Source organism: Curtobacterium sp. SP.BCo (assembly GCF_051903265.1).
GTDB lineage: Bacteria > Actinomycetota > Actinomycetes > Actinomycetales > Microbacteriaceae > Curtobacterium.
The window spans coordinates 2,306,853-2,326,701 of sequence record NZ_CP194337.1; the positions used below are offsets into that span (position 1 = coordinate 2,306,853).

The 19,849-nt window shown below is 72.4% G+C and carries 15 protein-coding genes and 4 tRNA genes; 9 read left to right on the plus strand and 10 right to left on the minus strand.

Annotated features, from left to right (window positions below; all coding sequences use genetic code 11):
• From ACRQ4B_RS11020 to csrA, 4 genes are read left to right on the plus strand one after another with little or no spacing between them, the layout of a single operon-like run.
• Entirely contained in the window at positions 1-1,182 is a 1,182-nt protein-coding gene (locus tag ACRQ4B_RS11020) for an EscU/YscU/HrcU family type III secretion system export apparatus switch protein (protein ID WP_439691490.1), read from the plus strand.
• The gene (locus ACRQ4B_RS11025; RefSeq protein ID WP_439691491.1) at positions 1,179-3,233 is read left to right on the plus strand and encodes a flagellar biosynthesis protein FlhA; all 2,055 of its coding nucleotides are present in this window, start codon (positions 1,179-1,181) and stop codon (positions 3,231-3,233) included. Before ACRQ4B_RS11020 ends, ACRQ4B_RS11025 begins: the two co-directional genes overlap by 4 nt.
• Positions 3,223-4,104 (plus strand): hypothetical protein, encoded by an 882-nt coding sequence (locus tag ACRQ4B_RS11030; RefSeq protein WP_439691492.1) that lies wholly within the window; start codon positions 3,223-3,225, stop codon positions 4,102-4,104. The genes ACRQ4B_RS11025 and ACRQ4B_RS11030 overlap by 11 nt, the downstream gene beginning before the upstream one ends.
• Before the next feature lie 4 nt (positions 4,105-4,108).
• Positions 4,109-4,366 carry a carbon storage regulator CsrA gene (gene csrA / locus ACRQ4B_RS11035; RefSeq protein WP_439691493.1) on the plus strand — a complete coding sequence of 86 codons (258 nt, stop codon included), beginning with the start codon at positions 4,109-4,111 and terminating at the stop codon, positions 4,364-4,366.
• Between the two features lie 225 nt (positions 4,367-4,591).
• On the opposite strand, the gene ACRQ4B_RS11040 is transcribed toward csrA, so the two are convergent.
• A complete protein-coding gene (locus ACRQ4B_RS11040; protein ID WP_439691494.1) occupies positions 4,592-6,682 on the minus strand; it encodes an acyl-CoA dehydrogenase family protein in 2,091 nt (696 codons plus the stop codon).
• A gap of 215 nt (positions 6,683-6,897) precedes the next feature.
• On the opposite strand from ACRQ4B_RS11040, the gene ACRQ4B_RS11045 reads away from it, so the two are divergent.
• The gene (locus ACRQ4B_RS11045) at positions 6,898-8,352 is read left to right on the plus strand and encodes a peptide MFS transporter (protein ID WP_439691495.1); all 1,455 of its coding nucleotides are present in this window, start codon (positions 6,898-6,900) and stop codon (positions 8,350-8,352) included.
• A gap of 146 nt (positions 8,353-8,498) precedes the next feature.
• Here ACRQ4B_RS11045 and ACRQ4B_RS11050 read toward each other — a convergent pair whose 3' ends face one another.
• From ACRQ4B_RS11050 to ACRQ4B_RS11070, 5 genes are all read right to left on the minus strand, one after another.
• A complete protein-coding gene (locus ACRQ4B_RS11050; protein WP_439691496.1) occupies positions 8,499-8,789 on the minus strand; it encodes a hypothetical protein in 291 nt (96 codons plus the stop codon).
• Positions 8,790-9,457: 668 nt separating this feature from the next.
• Positions 9,458-12,841, minus strand: coding sequence for an ATP-binding protein (locus tag ACRQ4B_RS11055; protein ID WP_439691497.1), 3,384 nt, complete (start codon positions 12,839-12,841; stop codon positions 9,458-9,460).
• Positions 12,838-13,614 (minus strand): DUF4194 domain-containing protein, encoded by a 777-nt coding sequence (locus ACRQ4B_RS11060; RefSeq protein WP_439691498.1) that lies wholly within the window; start codon positions 13,612-13,614, stop codon positions 12,838-12,840. Before ACRQ4B_RS11060 ends, ACRQ4B_RS11055 begins: the two co-directional genes overlap by 4 nt.
• Positions 13,611-15,137, minus strand: coding sequence for a DUF3375 domain-containing protein (locus ACRQ4B_RS11065; protein WP_439691499.1), 1,527 nt, complete (start codon positions 15,135-15,137; stop codon positions 13,611-13,613). Before ACRQ4B_RS11065 ends, ACRQ4B_RS11060 begins: the two co-directional genes overlap by 4 nt.
• Positions 15,138-15,220: 83 nt before the next feature.
• Positions 15,221-15,293: transfer RNA gene (locus ACRQ4B_RS11070), tRNA-Val, on the minus strand.
• 216 nt (positions 15,294-15,509) lie between these two features.
• On the opposite strand from ACRQ4B_RS11070, the gene ACRQ4B_RS11075 reads away from it, so the two are divergent.
• The 4 genes from ACRQ4B_RS11075 (at position 15,510) to ACRQ4B_RS11090 (ending at position 16,526) form a co-directional block, all read left to right on the plus strand.
• Positions 15,510-15,581: transfer RNA gene (locus tag ACRQ4B_RS11075), tRNA-Gly, on the plus strand.
• 82 nt (positions 15,582-15,663) lie between these two features.
• Positions 15,664-15,737 (plus strand) — tRNA-Cys (locus ACRQ4B_RS11080).
• Between the two features lie 15 nt (positions 15,738-15,752).
• Positions 15,753-15,827 (plus strand) — tRNA-Val (locus tag ACRQ4B_RS11085).
• A 162-nt stretch (positions 15,828-15,989) separates the two neighbouring features.
• A complete protein-coding gene (locus ACRQ4B_RS11090) occupies positions 15,990-16,526 on the plus strand; it encodes a DoxX family protein (protein ID WP_439691500.1) in 537 nt (178 codons plus the stop codon).
• Positions 16,527-16,533: 7 nt separating this feature from the next.
• Here ACRQ4B_RS11090 and ACRQ4B_RS11095 read toward each other — a convergent pair whose 3' ends face one another.
• The 4 genes from ACRQ4B_RS11095 to ACRQ4B_RS11110 all read right to left on the minus strand — a co-directional run bounded on the left by ACRQ4B_RS11095 (position 16,534) and on the right by ACRQ4B_RS11110 (position 19,790).
• Positions 16,534-17,283, minus strand: a complete 750-nt coding sequence (locus ACRQ4B_RS11095) for an ABC transporter permease (protein WP_439691501.1) — start codon at positions 17,281-17,283, stop codon at positions 16,534-16,536.
• Positions 17,284-17,383: 100 nt separating this feature from the next.
• Positions 17,384-17,605, minus strand: a complete 222-nt coding sequence (locus tag ACRQ4B_RS11100; RefSeq protein ID WP_439691502.1) for a hypothetical protein — start codon at positions 17,603-17,605, stop codon at positions 17,384-17,386.
• 157 nt (positions 17,606-17,762) lie between these two features.
• Positions 17,763-18,668 (minus strand): aminoglycoside phosphotransferase family protein, encoded by a 906-nt coding sequence (locus tag ACRQ4B_RS11105; protein ID WP_439691503.1) that lies wholly within the window; start codon positions 18,666-18,668, stop codon positions 17,763-17,765.
• 30 nt (positions 18,669-18,698) lie between these two features.
• Entirely contained in the window at positions 18,699-19,790 is a 1,092-nt protein-coding gene (locus tag ACRQ4B_RS11110; RefSeq protein WP_439691504.1) for a fatty acid desaturase family protein, read from the minus strand.
• Positions 19,791-19,849: the final 59 nt, after the last annotated feature.

The window sequence follows — 19,849 nt, forward strand, 5'->3', positions numbered from 1 at the left end:
GTGTCCGACAGCGGAGAACGCTCCGAACAGGCAACCCAGAAGCGGATGCGCGAGGTCCACCAGAAGGGCCAGATCGGTCGGTCGCAGGACCTCGGCGCGTGGATCGGCATCGCCGCGGCCGCGCTGATGATGCCCGCGGCGATCGGCTCCGCGGCAGCCTCCGGGTCCGACCAGCTGCGTGCGGTCCAGCGGGTGATCGCGGACCCGTCGATCGGCACCATGAACGGCGTCTTCCACGACGCCCTCGGCTCGATCGCCGGCACCCTCGGCCCGATGCTCGGTGTCGTGCTCGTCGCCGTGGTCGCCGCCGCGGTGGCACAGGGCGGCGTGCACTTCCGGAAGATGACGCCGCAGCCGGAGCACTTCGACCCGGTGGCGGGACTCAAGCGGGTGTTCGGGACGCAGGCGCTCTGGAACGGCGTGAAGGCGTTGCTCAAGACCGCCGTCGTCGGCCTGGTGCTCTGGTTCGCCGTGCAGGCCCTCGTTCCCGTCCTCATGACGAGCGGTTCGCTGCCGCTGTCCGCGGTGCTCGACGCCGCCGGCGAGGGCGCGGGGACGCTGCTGCGCGCCGCGATCGCCGCCGGCCTGGTCCTCGCCGCACTCGACGTCTTCGTGGTGGTCCGCCGGAACCGGAAGCGCACCATGATGACCAAGCGCGAGGTCAAGGACGAGAACAAGCACAGCGAGGGCGACCCGCTCGTGAAGTCGCAGCGGCGCTCCCGCCAGCTGGCGATGAGCCGGAACCGGATGGTGCAGGCGATCGGGACGGCGGACGTCGTGATGACGAACCCGACGCACTACGCGGTGGCGCTCAAGTACGAGCCCGGCAAGTCCGCGCCGCGCGTCGTGGCGAAGGGCGCCGGCCCGGTCGCCGCCGTCATCAAGGACAAGGCGGTCGAGGCCCGGGTGCCGATCGTCCAGGACGTCCCGCTCACCCGAGCGCTGCACGCCGCCTGCGAGCTCGGGCAGGAGGTCCCGGTCGACCTCTACACGCCCGTCGCCCGCGTGCTGTCCTTCGTGATGGCGCTCAGGGCCCGCGGTGCCGCCGCCGGGACGCACGCCGCTCCACGACCCACCACGCCGGACGAGGTGTCCACGGTCCTCGACCCGACCACCCTCACCGGGGACCTCCGTCCCCGCCGGCTCCGCAAGAACAGCCCACTCGAAGAGGTGCCCGCATGAACCGCAAGGACCTGCCGAAGCTCGCCGTCCCGGTCTTCATCGTCGGCATTATCCTGCTGCTGATCCTGCCGGTGCCGTCGTTCCTGCTGGACTTCCTGATCATCTGCAACATCCTGCTGGCGCTGGTGATCCTGCTCACGACGCTGTTCGTCAAGAAACCGCTCGACTTCTCGGTGTTCCCGTCGCTGCTGCTCGTCGCCACGCTGTTCCGCCTCGGCCTCAACGTCGCGTCGACCCGGCTCGTCCTCGGCGAGGGCTTCGCCGGCGACGTCATCCAGGCGTTCGGCCACGTCGCCGTCTCCGGCTCGATCATCATCGGCGCGGTCATCTTCCTGATCCTCGTCGTCATCCAGTTCGTCGTCGTGACGAAGGGCGCCGAGCGAGTCGCCGAGGTCGGGGCCCGGTTCACCCTCGACGCGATGCCCGGCAAGCAGATGGCGATCGACGCCGACCTGAACGCCGGACTCATCACCGACGCCCAGGCGAAGGAACGCCGGGCGGCCGTGTCCGCCGAGGCCGACTTCTACGGCGCGATGGACGGTGCGTCGAAGTTCGTGAAGGGCGACGCGATCGCCGGCATCCTCATCATCGTCATCAACCTCGTCGGCGGCATCGCGATCGGCATGCTGCAGAACGGGCTCTCGGTCACCGACGCCCTGGCGAAGTACGGCATCCTGACGATCGGCGACGGGCTCGTCACGCAGATCCCGGCGCTCCTGATGGCGGTGTCGACGGGCATGATCGTCACCCGCTCCGGCGCCGAGACCGAGATCGGTGCCTCGGCCACCACCCAGCTGACCCAGTCGCGGAACGCGCTCGGGATCGCCGGTGTCGCCGCGATCGCGATGGGGTTCATCCCCGGCATGCCGATCGTCCCGTTCCTGCTCATCGGGGCGACGCTGCTGTTCGTCGCCTGGCGACTCGGCCAGCAGGCCAAGCGTGCGGAGCAGGACGCCGCGCAGCAGCAGGCCCTGGAGGCCGCCGCGCCGAACGCGGACACCCCCGAGGACCTCATCGAGCAGATGCGCGTGCACGCCCTGGAGATCCTGCTCGCCCCCGACCTCGTCGACATGGTCTCCGGCGCATCCGACGACCTGCTCGGCCGGGTCCGCGCGCTCCGCCGCAAGATCGCCGTCGACATGGGCGTCGTCGTGCCGCCCGTCCGCACGCGCGACAGCATCGAGCTGCCGCCCTCCACCTACGCCATCCGGATCGCCGGCGTCGAGGCCGGCCGGGGGACCGCACCGTCGCGGAGCGTCCTCGCCCTCGGCGACCACCTCGACGGGCTCCCCGGGGAGACCACCGTCGAGCCGGTCTTCGGCCTCGCCGGCAAGTGGATCCCCGCGGAGCTCCGGCACGCCGCCGAGATGACCGGCGCCACCGTGATCGACCGGGTCTCCGTGCTCGTCACCCACCTGCAGGCCGTCATCGGCGACAACGCCGCACGGCTGCTCACCCGCGAGGACGTGAAGGTGCTCACCGAGGGCGTCAAGCAGGTCAACCCGGCCGCCGTCGAGGAACTCGTCCCCGGCATGCTCTCCCTCGCCGAGCTCCAGCGCGTGCTGCAGGGACTTCTGGCCGAACGGGTGCCGATCAACGACCTCGGCCGGATCTGCGAGGCGCTCACGCTCCGGGCGAAGGTCTCCACCGAGCCCGAGGGACTCGTCGAGGCCGCCCGCGCCGCCCTCGGGCCCGCGCTCCCCGCGCGCCACCTCGACGCCGGGGTGCTCCGCGTCATCATGATCGACCCGCTGCTCGAGCAGTCGATGCTCGAGGGACTCCGACCGTCCGAGCAGGGCACCCAGATCGTGCTCGACGCACACCGGATCGAACAGGTCCTCGGGTCCCTCCGCGACGCCGTCCGCGCCGTCGAGGACCAGGGGATCTCCGCGGTCCTCGTCTGCGCCCCGCAGCTCCGCCCGGCCGTGCACCGCATGGTCTCCGCCCAGTCCGACGGCCTGCCCGTGCTCTCCTACCAGGAGGCGACGGCCGCGGGCTCCACCATCGAGACCGTGGGAGTGGTCCGTGCCGCCGACCCGATTGCAGCGTAACGGCGCGACGCTCGACGAGGTCCGCGACGCCGTCCGGGCCGAGTTCGGCGCGGGCGCCCGGATCGTCGCCGCCGAACGCGTCACCACGCCCGGCCTCGGCGGCCTGTTCCGTCGGGCGCACGTCGAGGCCACGGTCGAGGTCCCCGCACCCGACGAGGTGCCCACCGCCCGGGTCGCGATCTCCGACGGCCCGACGAAGCGGGTCGGCATCGCCGCGCTCCTCGCCGACGCCGAGGAGGCCGAGGCCCGGATCGCCGGCGGCGACGGCACCGCGTCGACGCGGGCCGACGCGTTCGCGTCGGTCCTCGACGGGTTCGTGGCGGACGGGATCACGCGGAGCGCGCCGCGCCCGGCCCCGGCACTCCCGGAACCGGCGCCGGTGGACGGGGGCGGGTCGCGCCTCCAGGCCGTCGATGCGCTGCTCGCGGATCCCGTCGTGGGCCTGACTGGAGGGACGGACCGGCCCGTGCCCGCCGCGGTGCGTTCGGCGGACGGCGACCTGGTGCTCCTGGTGGGCCGCCCGAACGACGTCGACGCGGCCGCCGGCATCTTCGCGACCCGGTACGCGCTGCGCGCGACCGACGCGTCGGACCGGCGGAGCGGCATCCTGGCGCGAGCCGAGGGCGTGCGCGACGGCCACGCGCTGCTCGGCGTCGCGGCGTGGGACGACGCGGCGACGGTCGACGGACTCGCGCCGGACCAGGTGTGGGTCGTCGTGGACGTCGGCCGGAAGCCGGCGGACGCAGCGGCGATGCTCACCGCGGTCGCCGGCCGGGTGCACGTCGCCGGCGTCGTCGCCATCGGCGCGGGGGAGACCGCCACGCCGGAATCGGTCCACCTGCTGGGGGTGCCCGTCCTGTCGCTAGGCTGAGCGGGTGCTGGTACTCACGCGGAAGGTCGGCGAGCGGATCCTCGTCGGTGACGACATCGTCATCACGGTGCTCGACAGCCGCGGGGACGGCGTCCGGATCGGGATCGACGCCCCGCGCGGCGTGAAGATCCAGCGCGAAGAGGTCGTGCGCGCGGTCACCGAGGCGAACGAGTCGGCGTCGGCCACCGCCGCTGACGAGGCGGCCGAGGCACGGTTGCGCCGGGCGCTCGGAGACCTCGGCGGGTCCACGCCCGAGGCCTGACGCGCGGTCGGTCGCGCCGCCGCGGTCGTGCGCGTTGCCGCCGTCGGCTGCTCGTGTCGTCGTGCGGCGCCGTGTGGGTCGTGCGGGTCCGCGATCGCATCGCGCCCCGTATCGAACACCGCGCCCCGTCGTTGCGGGGCGCGGTGTTCATCTGCGGGCGCGGGTCTTCGGGCGCGGTCCGCGGGAGCCCGGAGCGCGACCGAGGTATCGGGGGCCGGGGTGCCGCTACGGGCGAGGCTTCTTCTCCTGCTCCGGCAGTCGTCCGGCCGCTGCCTCGGCCGCGAACCACTCACGGGCCTCGTCCTGGCGCGCCTGCTCCTCGCCGAGGGCGATCGGCGCGCGCACGTGGCCGGGCTCGTAGCCGAACGAGTCGAGCAGCTGCGGGATGACCGGCCGCACGCGGGCGACGAGTCGGTCGGTGTACGCCGACACCGCCCGGGCACGCTGTGCCGTGATGCGCCCGTGCATGAGGTACCAGTCCAGGTGCTGCTCGAGGAGCCCGAGCGCGAAGAGGTCGCGGAGCCAGACCAGCACGCGTCGGGTGTCGCCCTCGGGGACCTCGTCGATCGCCTCGGTGAAGGCCTCCCACTGCATGAGCTCGGCGTGTGCCTTCGCGGCCTCGATGAGCTCGTGCTGCGACCGGTTCAGCAGCACGGCCCCGCGGGCGCGGTCCTTGCCCGCCGAGGCGAGCCGCAGACCGATCTCGGTGACCATGGTGTCCACCCGGCCCGCCAGCAGCTCTCGCTGCGTCCTGGCGTCCTGCAGGTCCGTGACGGACGCCGCCAGGGAACCGCGGTCGGCGACGGTCTGGCCGATGCGCCGGAGACCGGTCGCGTCGGCGAGCCTCGTGGCCGCCTGGGCCGCGACGAACTTCGCCGTCGACGCCGGGTCCTTCGGCGCCCGCGCGCGGAAGTCGGTGAGCAGTCGCTTGCCGACGAGCTGGAGCAGGACGGTGTTGTCGCCCTCGAACGTGACGTAGACGTCGAGGTCGGCGCGGAGGCCGGTGAGCCGGTTCTCGGCGAGGAAGCCCGCACCGCCGCAGGCCTCGCGGCACTCCTGCAGCGTGTCGAGCGCGGACCACGTCGACATCGACTTGAAGGCCGCCGCCTGGGTCTCCAGGTCCTCCCGGCGCTGCGGGGTGTCCTCGCGCCCGCTGAACACGTCGTCGAACGTGCGGAGGAGCTTCTCGTGCGCGAACGACTGGGCGAACACGGTGGCCAGGCGCGGGATGAGGCGCCGCTGGTGCCGGCCGTAGTCGAGCAGCACGCCCTCGGTGCCGTCCCCGGTCGGGAACTGCCGGCGCTGTGCGGCGTAGGTCAGTGCGATCTGCAACCCGATCTTCTGCGCCACCACCGCGGCGCCGTCGAGCGAGACACGGCCCTGCACGAGGGTGCCGAGCATCGTGAAGAACCGTCGCCCGGGTGAAGCGATCGGCGACGAGTACGTGCCGTCCTCGGCGACGTCGCCGTACCGGTTCAGCAGGTTCGTGCGGGGGACCCGGACGTGGTCGAAGTGCAGGCGGCCGTTGTCGATGCCGTTGAGGCCGCCCTTGTAGCCGTCGTCCTCACCGCCGACACCGGGCAGGAAGGCGCCCTCGGCGTCGCGGAGCGGCACGTAGAACGCGTGCACCCCGTGGTCGACGCCCTGTGTCACGAGCTTCGCGAACACGACGGCTGCCTTGCCGTGCAGGGCCGCATTGCCGATGTAGTCCTTCCACGCCCCGCGGAACGGCGTGTGGATCTCGAACTCCTGCGTCGCCGGGTCGTACGTGGCTCGGGTGGCGATGCTCTGGACGTCCGAACCGTGTCCGGTCTCCGTCATCGCGAAGCAGCCGGGGACCTCGAACGAGACGATGCCGGGCAGGAACTCGCGGTGGTTGCGTTCGGTGCCGAGGTGGTGGACGGCGGACCCGAACAAGCCCCACTGCACACCCGCCTTGATCTGCATCGACGGGTCGGCGGTGGTGAGCTCCTCGAACGCCGCGAGGTTGCCGCCGTGGTTGCTCTGCCCACCGAACTCCTCCGGGTAGGGACGCTGGATCGCCCCGGCGTCGACGAGGACACGGAGCTGGTCGAGCGTCCGGGCGCGGGCGTCGGCGTAGGGCATGCCCTCGATCTTGTGCATCGCTGGGTCGAGCGCCAGACGGCGGGAGGTGCGGCGGTCGTCGGCCCAGCGGCCGAGCAGGTGCTGCCCGAGCAGGTCCACGTCGATGCGGACGTCGGTGTCCGTCCCGCCGGTCGGGGTGCCCGCGGCGGGGTCGCCGGCGGCGTCGGCCTTCGGGGTGTCGGTGCTGTGGACGGGTGCGGTGTCGACCATGGTCGGGAGCCCTCCTGAACTGCTCTGTCCGGTGTTGCAGAGACCACGCTATTGATCGGACCCGCGAGTCGCGTGAACGCCGTCCGGGCGGCACAACGGGTGGGCTGCCCGGGCCGGGCGCGGTCGTGGGAACCCTCCAAACCCGGCGCAACCGAATAGATGAGCAGGGCTAGACGATTGTGCGTGCCACCATCCTGCGGGGCAGACTGTCGCGCATGTCAGGTACCACCGCGCCAGAACGCAAGCGCACATTCTTCGGCCAGCCGTTCGAGCTGTCCACGCCCTTCGCGGTCGAACTCTGGGAGCGGTTCTCGTTCTACGGGATGCAGGGCATCGTCCTCATCTACATGTACTACACGGTCACCCAGGGCGGCCTCGGGATCGACAAGGGGATCGCCAGCGGCATCATGGGTGCCTACGGCGGTGCCGTGTACCTCTTCACGATCATCGGCGCGTGGATCGCCGACCGGCTCCTCGGTGCCGACCGCACGCTGTTCGGCAGCGCCGTCGTCGTGATGCTCGGCCACATCGGTCTCGCGCTCATCCCCGGTGTGACCGGCGTCGGTGTCGGACTCGTGCTCATCGCCCTGGGCTCCGGCGGGCTCAAGGCCACCGCGACGACCATCGTCGGCGGGCTCTACAGCCGCGACGACCCGCGCCGTGACGCCGGGTTCTCGCTGTACTACCTCGGCGTGAACCTCGGCGCCTTCTTCGGCCCGCTGCTCACGGGGCTGCTGCAGAGCTCCCTCGGCTTCCACTACGGCTTCGGCCTCGCCGCCGTCGGCATGGCGGCCGGACTCGTGCAGTACGCGATCCGTCGCCGGAAGCTGCCGGAGTCGGTGCGCCACGTCGCGAACCCCGTCGACCGACGCCGGCTGCCGCTCATCGGCGTCGGGGTCGTCGTCGCCCTCGTGGCCATCGTCGTCGCCGTCTTCACCGGACTCCTCACCGTCGGCAACCTGCCGACCGTGGTCGTCGCGATCGTCGTGCTCGCCACCATCGGCTACTTCGTGGTCATCCTGACGAGCGGCATCACCGCCCAGGAGCGCTCCCGGGTGCTCGCCTTCATCCCGCTGTTCATCGGCAGCGCGGTCTTCTGGTCGCTCTACCAGCAGCAGTTCACCGTCGTGACCGTCTACTCCGACGAGCGGCTGAACCGGTCCCTGTTCGGCTGGGAGATGCCGGTCTCGTGGGTCCAGTCGATCAACCCGGTGTTCATCATCGTGCTGTCCGGCGTGTTCGCGGCGATCTGGACGAAGCTCGGCGACCGGCAGCCCTCCACCCCGACGAAGTTCGCCCTCGGCACCGGGATCATGGGCGTCGCCTTCCTGCTGTTCCTGCCGTTCGTCGGCACCGGTCAGAACGGCACGCCGCTGCTCGCCCTCGTCGGCATCCTGCTCGTCTTCACCATCGCCGAGCTCCTGCTCTCACCCGTCGGCCAGTCGGTCGCCACGAAGCTCGCCCCGCCGAAGTTCCAGACGCAGATGGTCGCCCTGTTCTTCCTGTCGGTGTCGCTCGGCACCGCCGTCACGGGCGTGCTGTCGCAGTACTACGACCCCGCGAACGAGGCGCCGTACTTCGCCGTCCTCGGGCTCGTCGCGGTCGCGGTCGGCGTCGTGCTGCTCGTCCTCGCCAAGCCGATCCTCAAGCTCATGCGCGGTATCCGCTAGCCTGGACGCAGCCACACCGGCCCCGGAACCAAGGAGTCACCAATGCTCGAACTCATCGCAGGCGTCATCATCGGCATCGGCGTGCTCGGCGGCGTGGGGTGCTGCATGGCCGTCGCCGCCATGATGAAGAGCGGTTCCGAGGAGTACTAGCCCTCGGACCCCGGCGTCGGTTCGACCGGCACCAGCTGACGACTCAGGACGGTCGCGCGCTCGAACGGGCCGCGGCCGTCCTCCGTGTACACGGGCTCGTCGAAGGCGACCGTCCACGTGCGCTGCGTCCCGCCGAGCTGACTCCCGCCGGGAGCGACGATGACGCCGATCGGTTCGCCGGCCCACTGCTCGCCGCGGTCGGCGTCGACGACCTGCACGAGGGCGCCGATCCCGAGGCCCGGGCGGTCGTCGGGGTGGGGGCTGGGGGAGCGGCGGCGTCCGAACACGTGCCCACCGTAGCGCGCCGAGATCGCACGTTCGCGGTGCGGACCGTACGCGCGGTCGCGCCGAGATCGCAGTTTCGCGAAGATCCGTCCCGGGGACGCCCGCCGGAGTGCGATCTCGCCGCCGGATACTTCTCCTGTCGCGCCCGCTCCGGCTGGTGCGGTCGCGCGGTCGCGCGGTCGCGCGGTCGGGCCGAGATCGCACGTTCGCGGGGATCCGCCCCGGGGACGCCCGCCGAAGTGCGATCTCGCGGGCTGCAGGACCGCCGCGCCGGACGGGACCGCCGGGCCGGACGGGAGGCGCGTGGCGGTCGGGTGCCGTGCCTCCCGTCCGGCCCGTTGGTCGCGGGACGTGCCGTGCGCGGGTCGTGTTGGTCGCACGACGTGCCGTCGGGTGCGCGCCGGGGCGACACCTTCTGCGACCAACCGCAGACAAGACGCGCGACGGGCCGGACGGGAGGCGCGTGGCGGTCGGGTGCCGTGCCTCCCGTCCGGCCCGTTGGTCGCGGGACGTGCCGTGCGCGGGTCGTGTTGGTCGCAGAACGTGCCGTCGGGTGCGCGCCGGGGCGACACGTTCTGCGACCAACCGCCCGCCGGACGGGTGCCGCCGCAGACCAGACGCCCGCCGGACACATGCCGCCCGCCGGGCCGGACGCGCCCGCGCCCGCGCCCTACGCGCCGGCGGGCACGACGCGGGCGATCTCGGTGATCGACGAGTGGCCGGTGTCCGGGTGCTTCCGCATCGACAGCAGCCGCTCCATCGACGGCTCGAGCGCGGTCACCTTGTCGAGCGGGGCACTCACCACGAGCTGGAACCCGAGCCGGAGCCACGCCGTCACGGCACGCCCGGCGAACTCCGAGTCCGCCTTGATGAACGCCTCGTCGAGGAACACCGGCGCGAACCGGGGCCGGGGCCGGGTCTCGTCGCCGAGCTGGTAGCGGAGCGCCGCACCGACGATGAACGCCACGAGCTCCTGGGTCTCACCGCCGGACTTGTCGCCGAGCGACGAGTACACACCCAGGTCCGCGCCGGACGTGTCGTACCGCACGGCCGTGATCTCCATGTGTCGCCGGACGTCGAGCACGGCGTCGCGCTGGCTGGTCCGGCCGCCGCGCGGGACCGAGGGGTCGGGGCGGATGACGGCCATGAAGCGCCGCAGCCGGCGGAACCGGGTCTCGAGCACGTCGTCGGTCAGTTCGGTGTCGACCGAGGCGGACAGGGCGCGCAGCTCCTTCCGGAACGAGACGACCTCCTCGCGCGTGACGCGGCGGATCTGGATCTTCAGGCGGTCCCGGTTCGCGCCGAACGGCAACTCGCGCAGGATCTCGTTGACCGGCTCGAGGCGTTCCTCGATCTCGACGACGGCCCGGTCGAACGCGCCTGCGAGCGGCACGAGGTCCTCGCCGCTCCACTGCGACAGCCGTCGGCGCCACTCGGTGCGTCGCGCGTGCAGGCCGGTGGCGACGATCTGGTCGAGGATGGCGTGGTAGTCCGGGTACGAGGCGACGCCGGTGCCGAGGTTCGGGTCCGGCCAGGCGTCCTGGTACCGCTGGAAGGTCAGGGTGAGGGCGTTCGACGCCGATGCGGCGCCGTCCAGCGCCTGCGTGAGCCGCTCGTCGAGGCGGCGGCGCAACCGTCGGGTCGCGTCGTCGAAGCCGTCGACGCCGTCCGGGGCACCGACCTCCTCGAAGGTCTCCGCGAGCAGGCGCTCCTGGGCGTCGTCCGGCACGCTGTCCGGCACGGACTCGAAGCGTGCCAGGATCTCGGCGGCGGCGTCCTGCCCGTCGACGAGCACGGCGTGGCGCTCGTCGAGGCGGGTGACCGACAGTCGGGCGGCGCTCCGGCGGTCGGACGCCTCGTCGAGCCCCTTCCGGAGCCGCGCGACCGACGCGCGCAGGGTGCGGAGTCCGTCGTCGGCGGCGAGCAGCGCCTGGCGTTCCTCGTCGAGGCGGGCGAGCGAGGCCTCGACCCCCCGGACGTCGAGGGCGTCCCACGTGACGTCGACGGCGTGCTGGTGTGCGGCACGCAGCGTGTCGAGCGCCGCGATGTCCTGAGCGACGTCGGTGCGCCGGGCCTCGAGCGTCGTGAGGTCCCGCGCGATCGCGGCGAGTTCCTCCTCGACGGCGGCGACACGGGCCTCGTTCGTGAACCCGATGACGTTCGACTGCCGGCGGTCCCCGTGTGCCCCGCGGCGTCCGTCCCGGAGCTGGCCGGACTCGGTGACCCGTCGACCACCGCCGTCGAGCTCGGCCGCCGACTCGACGCAGCGGGCGTCGGTGCGGTCGGACTCGATGCGCTCCCGCACCCAGGTGCTGAACGGGGACGACTTGATCACGAGCTTGCCGGAGACCATCGCCGGGTCGCCCTCGAGGTCCAGGTGCGGCCCGGTCGGCACGCCCTCGAACTGGATCCGGACGGGCAGACGGAGGGCGTCGATCGCCGCACTGAACGAGGACAGCCGGTCCTGGTCGACCAGCAGCGTGCGGGCGACGGGCGCCAGGACGGACTCGATCGCGGTCCGCCACCGCTCCTCGCCGGGCAGGACGTCGAGGAGTTCCGCGACGAACGGGAGCGAGTCGGGGTCGATCCCGGCGGCGCGGGCCATCGCGAGCCGTGCCTCGTGCATCGGCAGCGGCATGGCGCCCTGGCGGTGCTCGAGGGACTGCCGCTCCTGCCGGAGGGACCGCTCACGGTCGAGGAGCGGGTACTCCTCGCGCGTCAGGGCGTCCCGTCGGTCGTCCAGGTCGGAACGCGACGTCGCGTAGGTGCCGAGGAACTCGTGTGCGGCGCGCTGGACGTCGGCGAACGACTGCTCCGACGTCACGGTCGCCCCGAGGACGGCGGTGCGCTCGTCGAAGGTGGCGCGGGTGCGCTGCACGGCGTCGCGTTCCCGGGTGCGTCGCTCGATGCGGTCCTCGAGCTGCGCCAGCGCGTTGCCGCCCTGGTCGCGGAGCCGCGCCTCGGCGTCGCGCAGCTCGACCTCGACGGCGGCGTGCCGGGCCTCGGCCGCGGCGACCTCCGCTCGTGCGGCGGTGCGCTCGCGCCCGTTGCGGTCGACCTCGGCGTCGAGGAGCTCGCGCTTGCGGGAGGCGGTCCAGTGCGCGAACGGGGACACCTCGGCACCCGTGGCGATGCCGTCGAGCGCGGCCGCGGCGGCGGAGGCCCGGGAGATCTCGTCGTGCAGCTCGGTGATGGGGGAGAGGATGCAGACCTTGCGCTCCTCGGTGTCCATCGCCTCGTACGCCTCGTCGAGGGCGGAGAAGTGCGCGAGCGCGCGGTCGGCGGCCTCGTACGTGCCCGGGGTCTCGAGCACGAGCGACTTGTACAGCGCGTCGACGGTCGGCAGGTGCTGGCCGGCCTGGATGCGGGCGAGCAGGCGCATCGCCCGGTTCCCGCCGCCGGAGTCGCCGATCCCCAGCCGCGTCTGCAGCGTGTAGGCGAGCTCCTGGTAGGTGTCGCGGATCACGAGTCCGGGGACGCGGCCGGTCAGCTCCAGGTGGTGGAAGCGCGTCGGCACGAACTCCTCGAGCCGGCGCAGGTCGAACGTGTCGTCGACGGTCGCCATCGTCATCTGGATGTCGCCGACGCCGCGTGCCCGCTTCGGCACGATGTACGCCCGGAGCACGGTGAACCGGCGCTCGTCGTCGTTCCGGAACGTCACCGCGACGGCACCCCAGGTGGTCTGGTCGTCGCCGCGCAGGTTGACGTCGCGCAGGCTCCCGGACTCGGGGTCGCGTCGGGTGTCGACCTTGCCGCGCAGGTACGTCAGCAGGTTGCGCTGGTCGGCGCTCCGCGCTCGCCCCGTGGTCGCGTCGTTCGATGCGCCGTTGAACGGCACGTCGGACGGCATCACCACGGCGAGGTAGGCGTCCATCAGGGTGGACTTGCCGGTGCCGGACGCGCCCGAGATGAGGGTGGCGGTGCCGGACAGCTCCACCTGGCGGTGGCCGTGGAAGCCGCCCCAGTTCACGACCTGCATCGACTCGGCGCGCCACTGCGCCACCGTGTCGAAGAGCGCCGGGATGCCGGTGGAGTCGGTCGCGGTGGTCGTCATGCTTCCGTCTCGCCTTCGTCGTCGGTGTCGGGGTCGTCCTGGAGGCGCGGGTCGTCCCCGTCGGTCGGCTCGCCTCCCGGCGTGGCCGGGTCGGTCTGCGCGGTGGTCGTCCGCAACCAGGCGTCGAGTTCGAGCAGGCGCTCGAGCGGGAGCAGCACCTCGACGACGCTCGCCACGCGGAAGCGGTCCGGGTCGGTCGTCTTGATGAGGATGCGCGCGGTGACCAGGCGCTCGATCGCCTTCGCGACGCGGCCCTCGTCGCGCGTCCGGTCGGTCGCGGTCGCCGGTCGGAAGCCGGCCACGTGCCCGAGGATCTCGGCGCGGTCCACGACGACCTGGTCCGGGCCTGGTCGGGTGTCCGCCCGGAGGCGCATCCGCAGGTAGACGAGGACGATGGTCTCCTCGCGCGTGTACGGCACGTCGCGCAGCAGGGTCGGGAACCCGCGGCGCTGGCTCTCCGAGCGGGCCTGCCGCTTCCAGGCGACCTCGCGGTCGCGGTCGACGTGCAGCTCGAGGAAGACGTCGTTCAGACGGGACCGGAGCTGGTGCTCGGCGTCCAGCACGGCACGCCACTCATCGGCGTGGGTGCGGGCGCTCACGTACGGGTTCCGGAGCAGCGCGACGAGTGCGCGGCGCTGCCGGTCGTCGAGGCGACCCTCGTCGCCCTCGAAGAGGGCGAAGCTCGTGTCGTCGCGGTCGTCGTCCTGCGGGTCGATCGCGGGGTCGTCGTACGGGACCGTCTCGTCGACCGGTGCCGGCGTCGTGTCGCTCACCGCGCCTCCTGTGCGTGCTCGTCGTTGGTCGTGTCAGGGGTGCGGTGCTCGTCGTCGAGCGCCGCCGTGGGCATGGTGAAGGCGACCGGGCTGCCGTCCGGCCGCACGGTGCGGTGCTCCGCGACGTGCGCGCCGGACTCGAAGTCGTCGTGCCCGGTGAGCAGGTGCGCCAGGCCGAAGAGCTCCACCGGGCGGCGCTGCTCGTCGGGCAGGCCGTGGAACGCGTCCACGCTCGAGTCGGCCTCGGCGAACCGGAGGGCGGCCCGGAGCTCGGTGAGCAGCGGTCCGCCGTGGCGACGGAGCATCTCGACGTCGAGGTCCTCGAAGACGTCGTCGTCGGGCTCCTCGATGGGCGGCGGGACGGACTCGGCGTCCGGGTCGTAGAAGCGTTCGCGCAACGTGCCGACCTCGGCGGCCGCGGGGAGCAGGCCGAGCGGGAGGCGGTCCCGGGCGGACCCGCGGTCCATCCAGGCCGCCAGCCCGCGGTTCACCGAGCGGAGGACCGCGTCGAGTTCTCGGTCACGGACGACGTCGTGCGCGACGATCTGGTCGCGGAGCGTCGCCGTGAGCTGCCGGCGCTGGGCGAGGACGTCCTCGATGCCCTGACGGAGGATGCTCACCGTGTTCCGGAAGGCGCGCCGCTCACCCGACCCGAGCGAGTCGGCGAACGGGTGCGCGAGGATCGTGGCGATGTCGTCGCGGAGCCGCAGGAGCAGTGCGTCGTCGCGGAGCAGCTCGAACGCTCCCTCGAACGCACGGCCCTCGGGCGTGGCCTGCATGAGGTTGTCGGTCCGGGCGAGGTAGTCGTCGAGGATCTCGCCGATCGGTCGGACCTCCTGCCGGAAGTCCTCGACGATCGACCGGTGCATCGTCGCCACGGCCTCCTCGACGCGCTTGAAGTCGCTCGGGAGCTGCCGGATGAGGTCCGAGATGTTCGTGTAGCCGTCGCGCATCCGGGCGTCGTCGACGGTGTCCACGTCGCCCTGTTCGAGCCGGTCGCGCTCGGCCTGCAGCTGCGCGATCTGCGCGTCGATGCGGCGGATCTGCACGTCGGGGTCCGGCTCGGCCCGGGCGGCCCACCGGTGGACGGCGTCGACGATCATCGCGAGGCGGCTCTCGCTGATCAGCGCACGGTCCGAGGAGAGCGCGTCGACGAGGGAGAGCGCCTCGAGTGCGTGGCTCGTGAGGGAGTACTGCTCGTCGCCGTCGGGGGAGTTCGAGCGGACGAGCCACTGTGCGGCGACCCATTCCCGGCAGAGTGCGCGGCCGTTCGGTCGGGCGTCCTGCTCGTCGGCGTCCGGCTGTTCGCTCGCGGGCACCCGTGCGCCGGTGGCCTGCAGTCGCGCGACGTGCTCCTCGACCTGCAGGTGCATCCGGTCCGCGGGCACGTACTGCACGTCGCGGTCGAAGACCGTGCGGAAGACCGCGAGCACGGTGGCGCTGGTCGGGCGGGACATGAGCCGCAGGGTCGGACGGTCGAGGACCGCCCGGACGCGCGCGAACTCGAGGTCGACGTCGGTCATGTGCCCCTTCGTCCGGTCGTGCTGGTGACTGTCGCAACAGATGCGAAGAGCCCGACGCTGTTGCGCCGGGCTCTTGCAGGGTGTGGGCGATACCAGACTCGAACTGATGACCTCTTCGGTGTGAACGAAGCGCGCTACCAACTGCGCCAATCGCCCCCTGCACTGTGCGTGCCAGTCGATAGTAGCGGATGCCGGGGCCGCTGCCGAACACGGTGTGTCTCCCGGGTGTGGCGTGGGCTGTTCATCGGCCCGCCATCCGCCCCGATCCGCATGAACACGGGGGACACGCCCGGTGAACGAGATGGATTTTGGTGGAAGCACCCGGGTTCGTATAGAGTTTACGTCGTCGCCGCGACAGCGGGTCGGACAAATGCGGATGTGGCGCAGTGGTAGCGCATCACCTTGCCAAGGTGAGGGTCGCGAGTTCGAATCTCGTCATCCGCTCGAGTGTGGTTCTCTCCGGAGCACCACGACTCACCAGAGGGTATCCCACCGTTCGGGTACTCACGGAGACGTGAACCTCGATGGTGGGGTGGCCGAGAGGCTAGGCAGCGGCCTGCAAAGCCGTCCACGCGGGTTCGAATCCCGTCCCCACCTCCAGTTCCACACTCCTCTGGGCGATTGGCGCAGCGGTAGCGCGCTTCCCTGACACGGAAGAGGTCACTGGTTCGATCCCAGTATCGCCCACCACACGAAACCCCCCCGGGAGACCGGGGGGTTTTCGCGTTCGCCGGGGCGTCCGGACAGCGAGTCCGCGATGTCGGGGCCTCCTGTCCTCCCGCGGCGTACCGTCGCCCGCAGCACGCCCGTCCACTCGGGACCGGCGCCGGCTCGGACGTCCTGGAGGAACGCATGCCCTCGTACACCTCGGTTTCGGTCACCGCGAAGACCCTGCTCCGCATCGCACTCGGGAGCGTGCTCGTCGCGCACGGGTCGCAGAAGCTCTTCGGCGCGTTCGGGGGCGGTGGCATCGACGGCACCGCGCAGGGGATGCACGCCATGGGGTTCCGACCGGGCCGTCGCAACGCGGTGCTCGCCGGCCTCGGCGAGGCGGGCTCCGGGGCGGCGCTCGCGCTCGGACTCGCCACGCCGATCGCCGGTGCGGGAGCGGCGACGACGATGGGCGTGGCGTCGAGCGTGCACACGCCCAAGGGGTTCTTCAACGCGGACGGCGGCTTCGAGTTCCCGGCGTTCCTCGGCTTCTCCGCCGCGATGTTCGCGCTGGGCGGCCCGGGCCCGGTGTCCCTCGACCACGCGACGCGGCACGTGTTCGACCGGCCGTGGGTGCGAGCGGTCGCCCTCGCCGCGGTCCCGGTGGCGATCGCGGTGCAGGTGGCGCAGCGTCGGAAGGCCCTGGCGGAGGACGCTGCGGCCCCGTCGGAGTCCTAGGCGGCCCTCAGGCTGCCGGCACGGGCCGGGTCCGCACCGGCCCGAGCAGGTGCGTCAGCGTCGTCGCGACGACGGCTCCCGCGGCGATGATCGCGGCGAGCACGACGATCTGGAACCGTCCGGCCTCGAGCGGTGAGACCCCGCCGAAGATCGCGCCGACGAAGGCCCCGGGCAGCGTGACGAGGCCGGTGGTGCGCGTCTGGTCGGTGCTCGGCACCATCGCGGCGTGGATCGCACGTCGGACCAGGTCGGTCGTGGACCGTCGGGGCGTGGCGCCGAGGGCGAGCCAGCCCTCGACGTCGTCCCACCGGTCGTCGACGAGTTCCACGAAGCGGCGTCCGGACAGGGTGGCGCTCGTCATCGCGTTGCCGATCACGATGCCGCCGATCGCGAGCACGTAGCGCGGGCTGAACTCGACGGCGCCGGTGAGGAACACGATGCCGAGCGCGCCGACGATGCCGGCGCCCATCGCCGCCGCGACCGGGGCCAGGCGCGACCGCAGCGAGCCGAGACGCCGGGCCGCGGTCGTCGTGGCGACGCCGAACATCACGACGAGCGCGGCGGCGATCCACCACGGGTCGCGGATGACGCCGCTGAGGACGAGGCTGATCGCCGCCAGCTGCGCCGTGCCGCGGAGGACCGCCAGGGCGGGCGCCCACGGCGACGGCGCCCGGGCCACCAGCAGGACCGCGGTCGCCAGCGCGACGAGCGCGACCACCCCGACGAGCGTCCAGCCGATGGTGCTCGCGTCGATCACCCCTGCACTCTGCCAGAGACGGACGGGAGGCGCGGGTCCAGCCGGTCCCGCGCCTCCCGTCCGGTGGACGGTCGCGACGGTCGCGACGGTGGCGACCGCGTCACGGCCCCCAGGGCGACCGCACCTGCCACCGGGCCCAGGCCTCGAGCTGTGCCTTCGCGCTCTCGAGGCTGGTGTGCGAGCCGGAGACGTCGCCGTGCCGGAGCCGGACGAGCCAACGGCCGTCGAGCTGCACGGTGCCGATGGTCTCGCCGTCGACCTGCGCCGCCCACGTCCACGGGTCGACCACGACCCACCGCACCAGCTCGGTGTCGGCGTGCACGGGAATCGGTGTGGACGGCATCTGTGCTTCCGGTCGGTTGCGGACGATGGGATCGTTCCGGCGGCCGGGGCCTGGGTCACCTGTCGCCGACGGTAGTCGCCGTCGTCTGGGTGCGTGTGCTGGTCGGGGATCGTCCGCGGGGCGGACGCGACCGTGGTCAGTCGGACAGCCCGAGCGTCACGAGCCCACGACGGCACCGCTGGACCGACGACGGGTACCGGTCCGGCCGTCGGTCCAGCGCCCAGCGCGTCACGTCGAGCAGGTGCAGGGCCGTCACGGCGCGCAGCACCCGACGGTCCGACGCGGCGGCGATCCCGGCGCCCTCCAGGAAGGCGTCGAGGTCCGCCGGCTCGACCTCGTGGTCGAGCGTCGCCCAGACGAACACCCGACGCGCATCGGTCCACGGGGTCGGTCCGGTCTCCGCCGTCCCCCAGTCGAGCAGTACGGGCGCGCGGTGCGGCCCGCGGGACAGCAGGTTGCGCGGCGCGAGGTCGCCGTGCGCGAGACCGTGGCCGAACGGCGTGGTGCCGAGCGGTTCCAGGACACTCCGCAGGACGGGCCCCGACGTGTATGCACCGGCCTGGAGGAGCGGGTCGTCCCCGGCGAGGGACCCCACGTTGTACGCGACGTGCGCCCGCCAGGCGGCGGTCAGGTCGGCGCCGAACCGCGAGTACAGGGACGGGGGCGCTCCCTCGAGCGGCACGGTGCCGACGGCGCGTGCCGTCGACCCGAGCCACCGCCACGGGTCCGTGACCGGCCGGGGATCGGGCGAGACGTACGCCGACACCGAGAACGGGACGCCGTCCCGGCGTCCGGACCGGACGATCGGCGCGACCGCGATGCCGGCGCGGGCCGCCGCGGCCGTGGCCCACGCCTCGACGGGGAAGACGTCGGCCTCGACGGGGTCCCGCGGGATCCGGACCACGACGTCACGCGAGGGCAGTCGGACCAGGTAGGTGTGGTTCACGTTGCCGCCGCGCAGGACCTCGACCGCGTCCGGTGTGCCGCCGAGCTCGCGCACGATCGCGTCGAGCACCGCCGTCGGTGCGCCGTCGTCGTCCACGACACCATCATGCAGTGTCGTGCGCACGTGTCACCGGAAGCGCTGCGCCACCGGGCAGTCGAACGGGTCCGCTGCCGACAGCCCGACCTCGTTGAGGGAGCGGACGACGATGGCGTAGGAGCGCACCAGGCTCGTCTCGGTGTAGGGCACCCCTTGCTCGAGGCAGTACTGGCGGACCACGACGCGGGCGGCACGGAGGTTCGGTCGGGCCATGCTCGGGAACAGGTGGTGCTCGACCTGGTGGTTCAGGCCGCCCATGGCGAACTCGACCCAGCGCGCGCCGTTGATGTCCCGTGAGGTGAGGACCTGGCGGGAGAAGAAGTCGACGCGCTGTCCGGGCTCGATGATCGGCATGCCCTTGTGGTTCGGCGCGAACGCGATCCCCATGCAGAACCCGAAGACGGCGAGCTGCACGCCGAGGAACGCGAACCCGATGCCGACGGGCAGGAACCAGAACACCGCGCCGACGTACAGCACGAAGCGACCGACGAACACCGAACCCTCGGCCCAGCGGTGCTTCACGACACCGCGGTCCGCGTAGGTGCGGATCGACTGCCAGTGCAGGTTCACGCCCTCGACGAGCAGCATCGGGAAGAACGCGTAGCCCTGCACCCGGACGAGCGCGCGCAGGAACCCGGTGCGACGTGCGGCGTCCTCCGGGCGGAACGAGATCGCGTCGAAGGAGATGTCCGGGTCCTTGCCGACGGTGTTCGGGTTGGCGTGGTGCCGCGTGTGCTTGTTCATCCACCACGCGTAGCTGACCCCGGTCAGGAACGTGCCGACGTACCGTGCAGCCCGGTCGTTCCAGTGGTGCGAGGCGAAGACCTGGCGGTGTGCGGCCTCGTGCGACAGGAACGCGAACTGGGTGAACAGGACGCCGAGGACACCGGCGACGACGAGCTGCCACCACGAACCGCCGAGGACGGCGAACGCCCCACCGGTCACCACGAGCAGCGCGGTGAGCACGCCGATGAGGCCCCAGTACCACCCCGTGCGACGGCCGAGCAGGCCGGCGGTGCGGATCCGGGTCAGGAGCACGGCGTACGTGGACGTCGTGTCCTCCCGACCGGCACGCGGCTCGGTGCGGCGGTACACGGCCGGAGCCGCGGTCCGTTCGGCCATGGTGTCCTCCTGGTTCCGGTGCTGTTGCTGCAACCAGGGACCGGGGCTACCTGCACGCT

Bases quoted from the DNA above. Each gene is read 5' to 3' on its own strand.
- ACRQ4B_RS11045 (WP_439691495.1), top strand. From the start codon at position 6,898: ATGTCAGGTACCACCGCGCCAGAACGCAAGCGCACATTCTTCGGCCAG.
- ACRQ4B_RS11090 (WP_439691500.1), top strand. From the start codon at position 15,990: ATGCCCTCGTACACCTCGGTTTCGGTCACCGCGAAGACCCTGCTCCGC.
- ACRQ4B_RS11110 (WP_439691504.1), bottom strand. From the start codon at position 19,790: ATGGCCGAACGGACCGCGGCTCCGGCCGTGTACCGCCGCACCGAGCCG.
- ACRQ4B_RS11040 (WP_439691494.1), bottom strand. From the start codon at position 6,682: ATGGTCGACACCGCACCCGTCCACAGCACCGACACCCCGAAGGCCGAC.
- ACRQ4B_RS11065 (WP_439691499.1), bottom strand. From the start codon at position 15,137: ATGACCGACGTCGACCTCGAGTTCGCGCGCGTCCGGGCGGTCCTCGAC.
- ACRQ4B_RS11055 (WP_439691497.1), bottom strand. From the start codon at position 12,841: ATGACGACCACCGCGACCGACTCCACCGGCATCCCGGCGCTCTTCGAC.
- ACRQ4B_RS11025 (WP_439691491.1), top strand. From the start codon at position 1,179: ATGAACCGCAAGGACCTGCCGAAGCTCGCCGTCCCGGTCTTCATCGTC.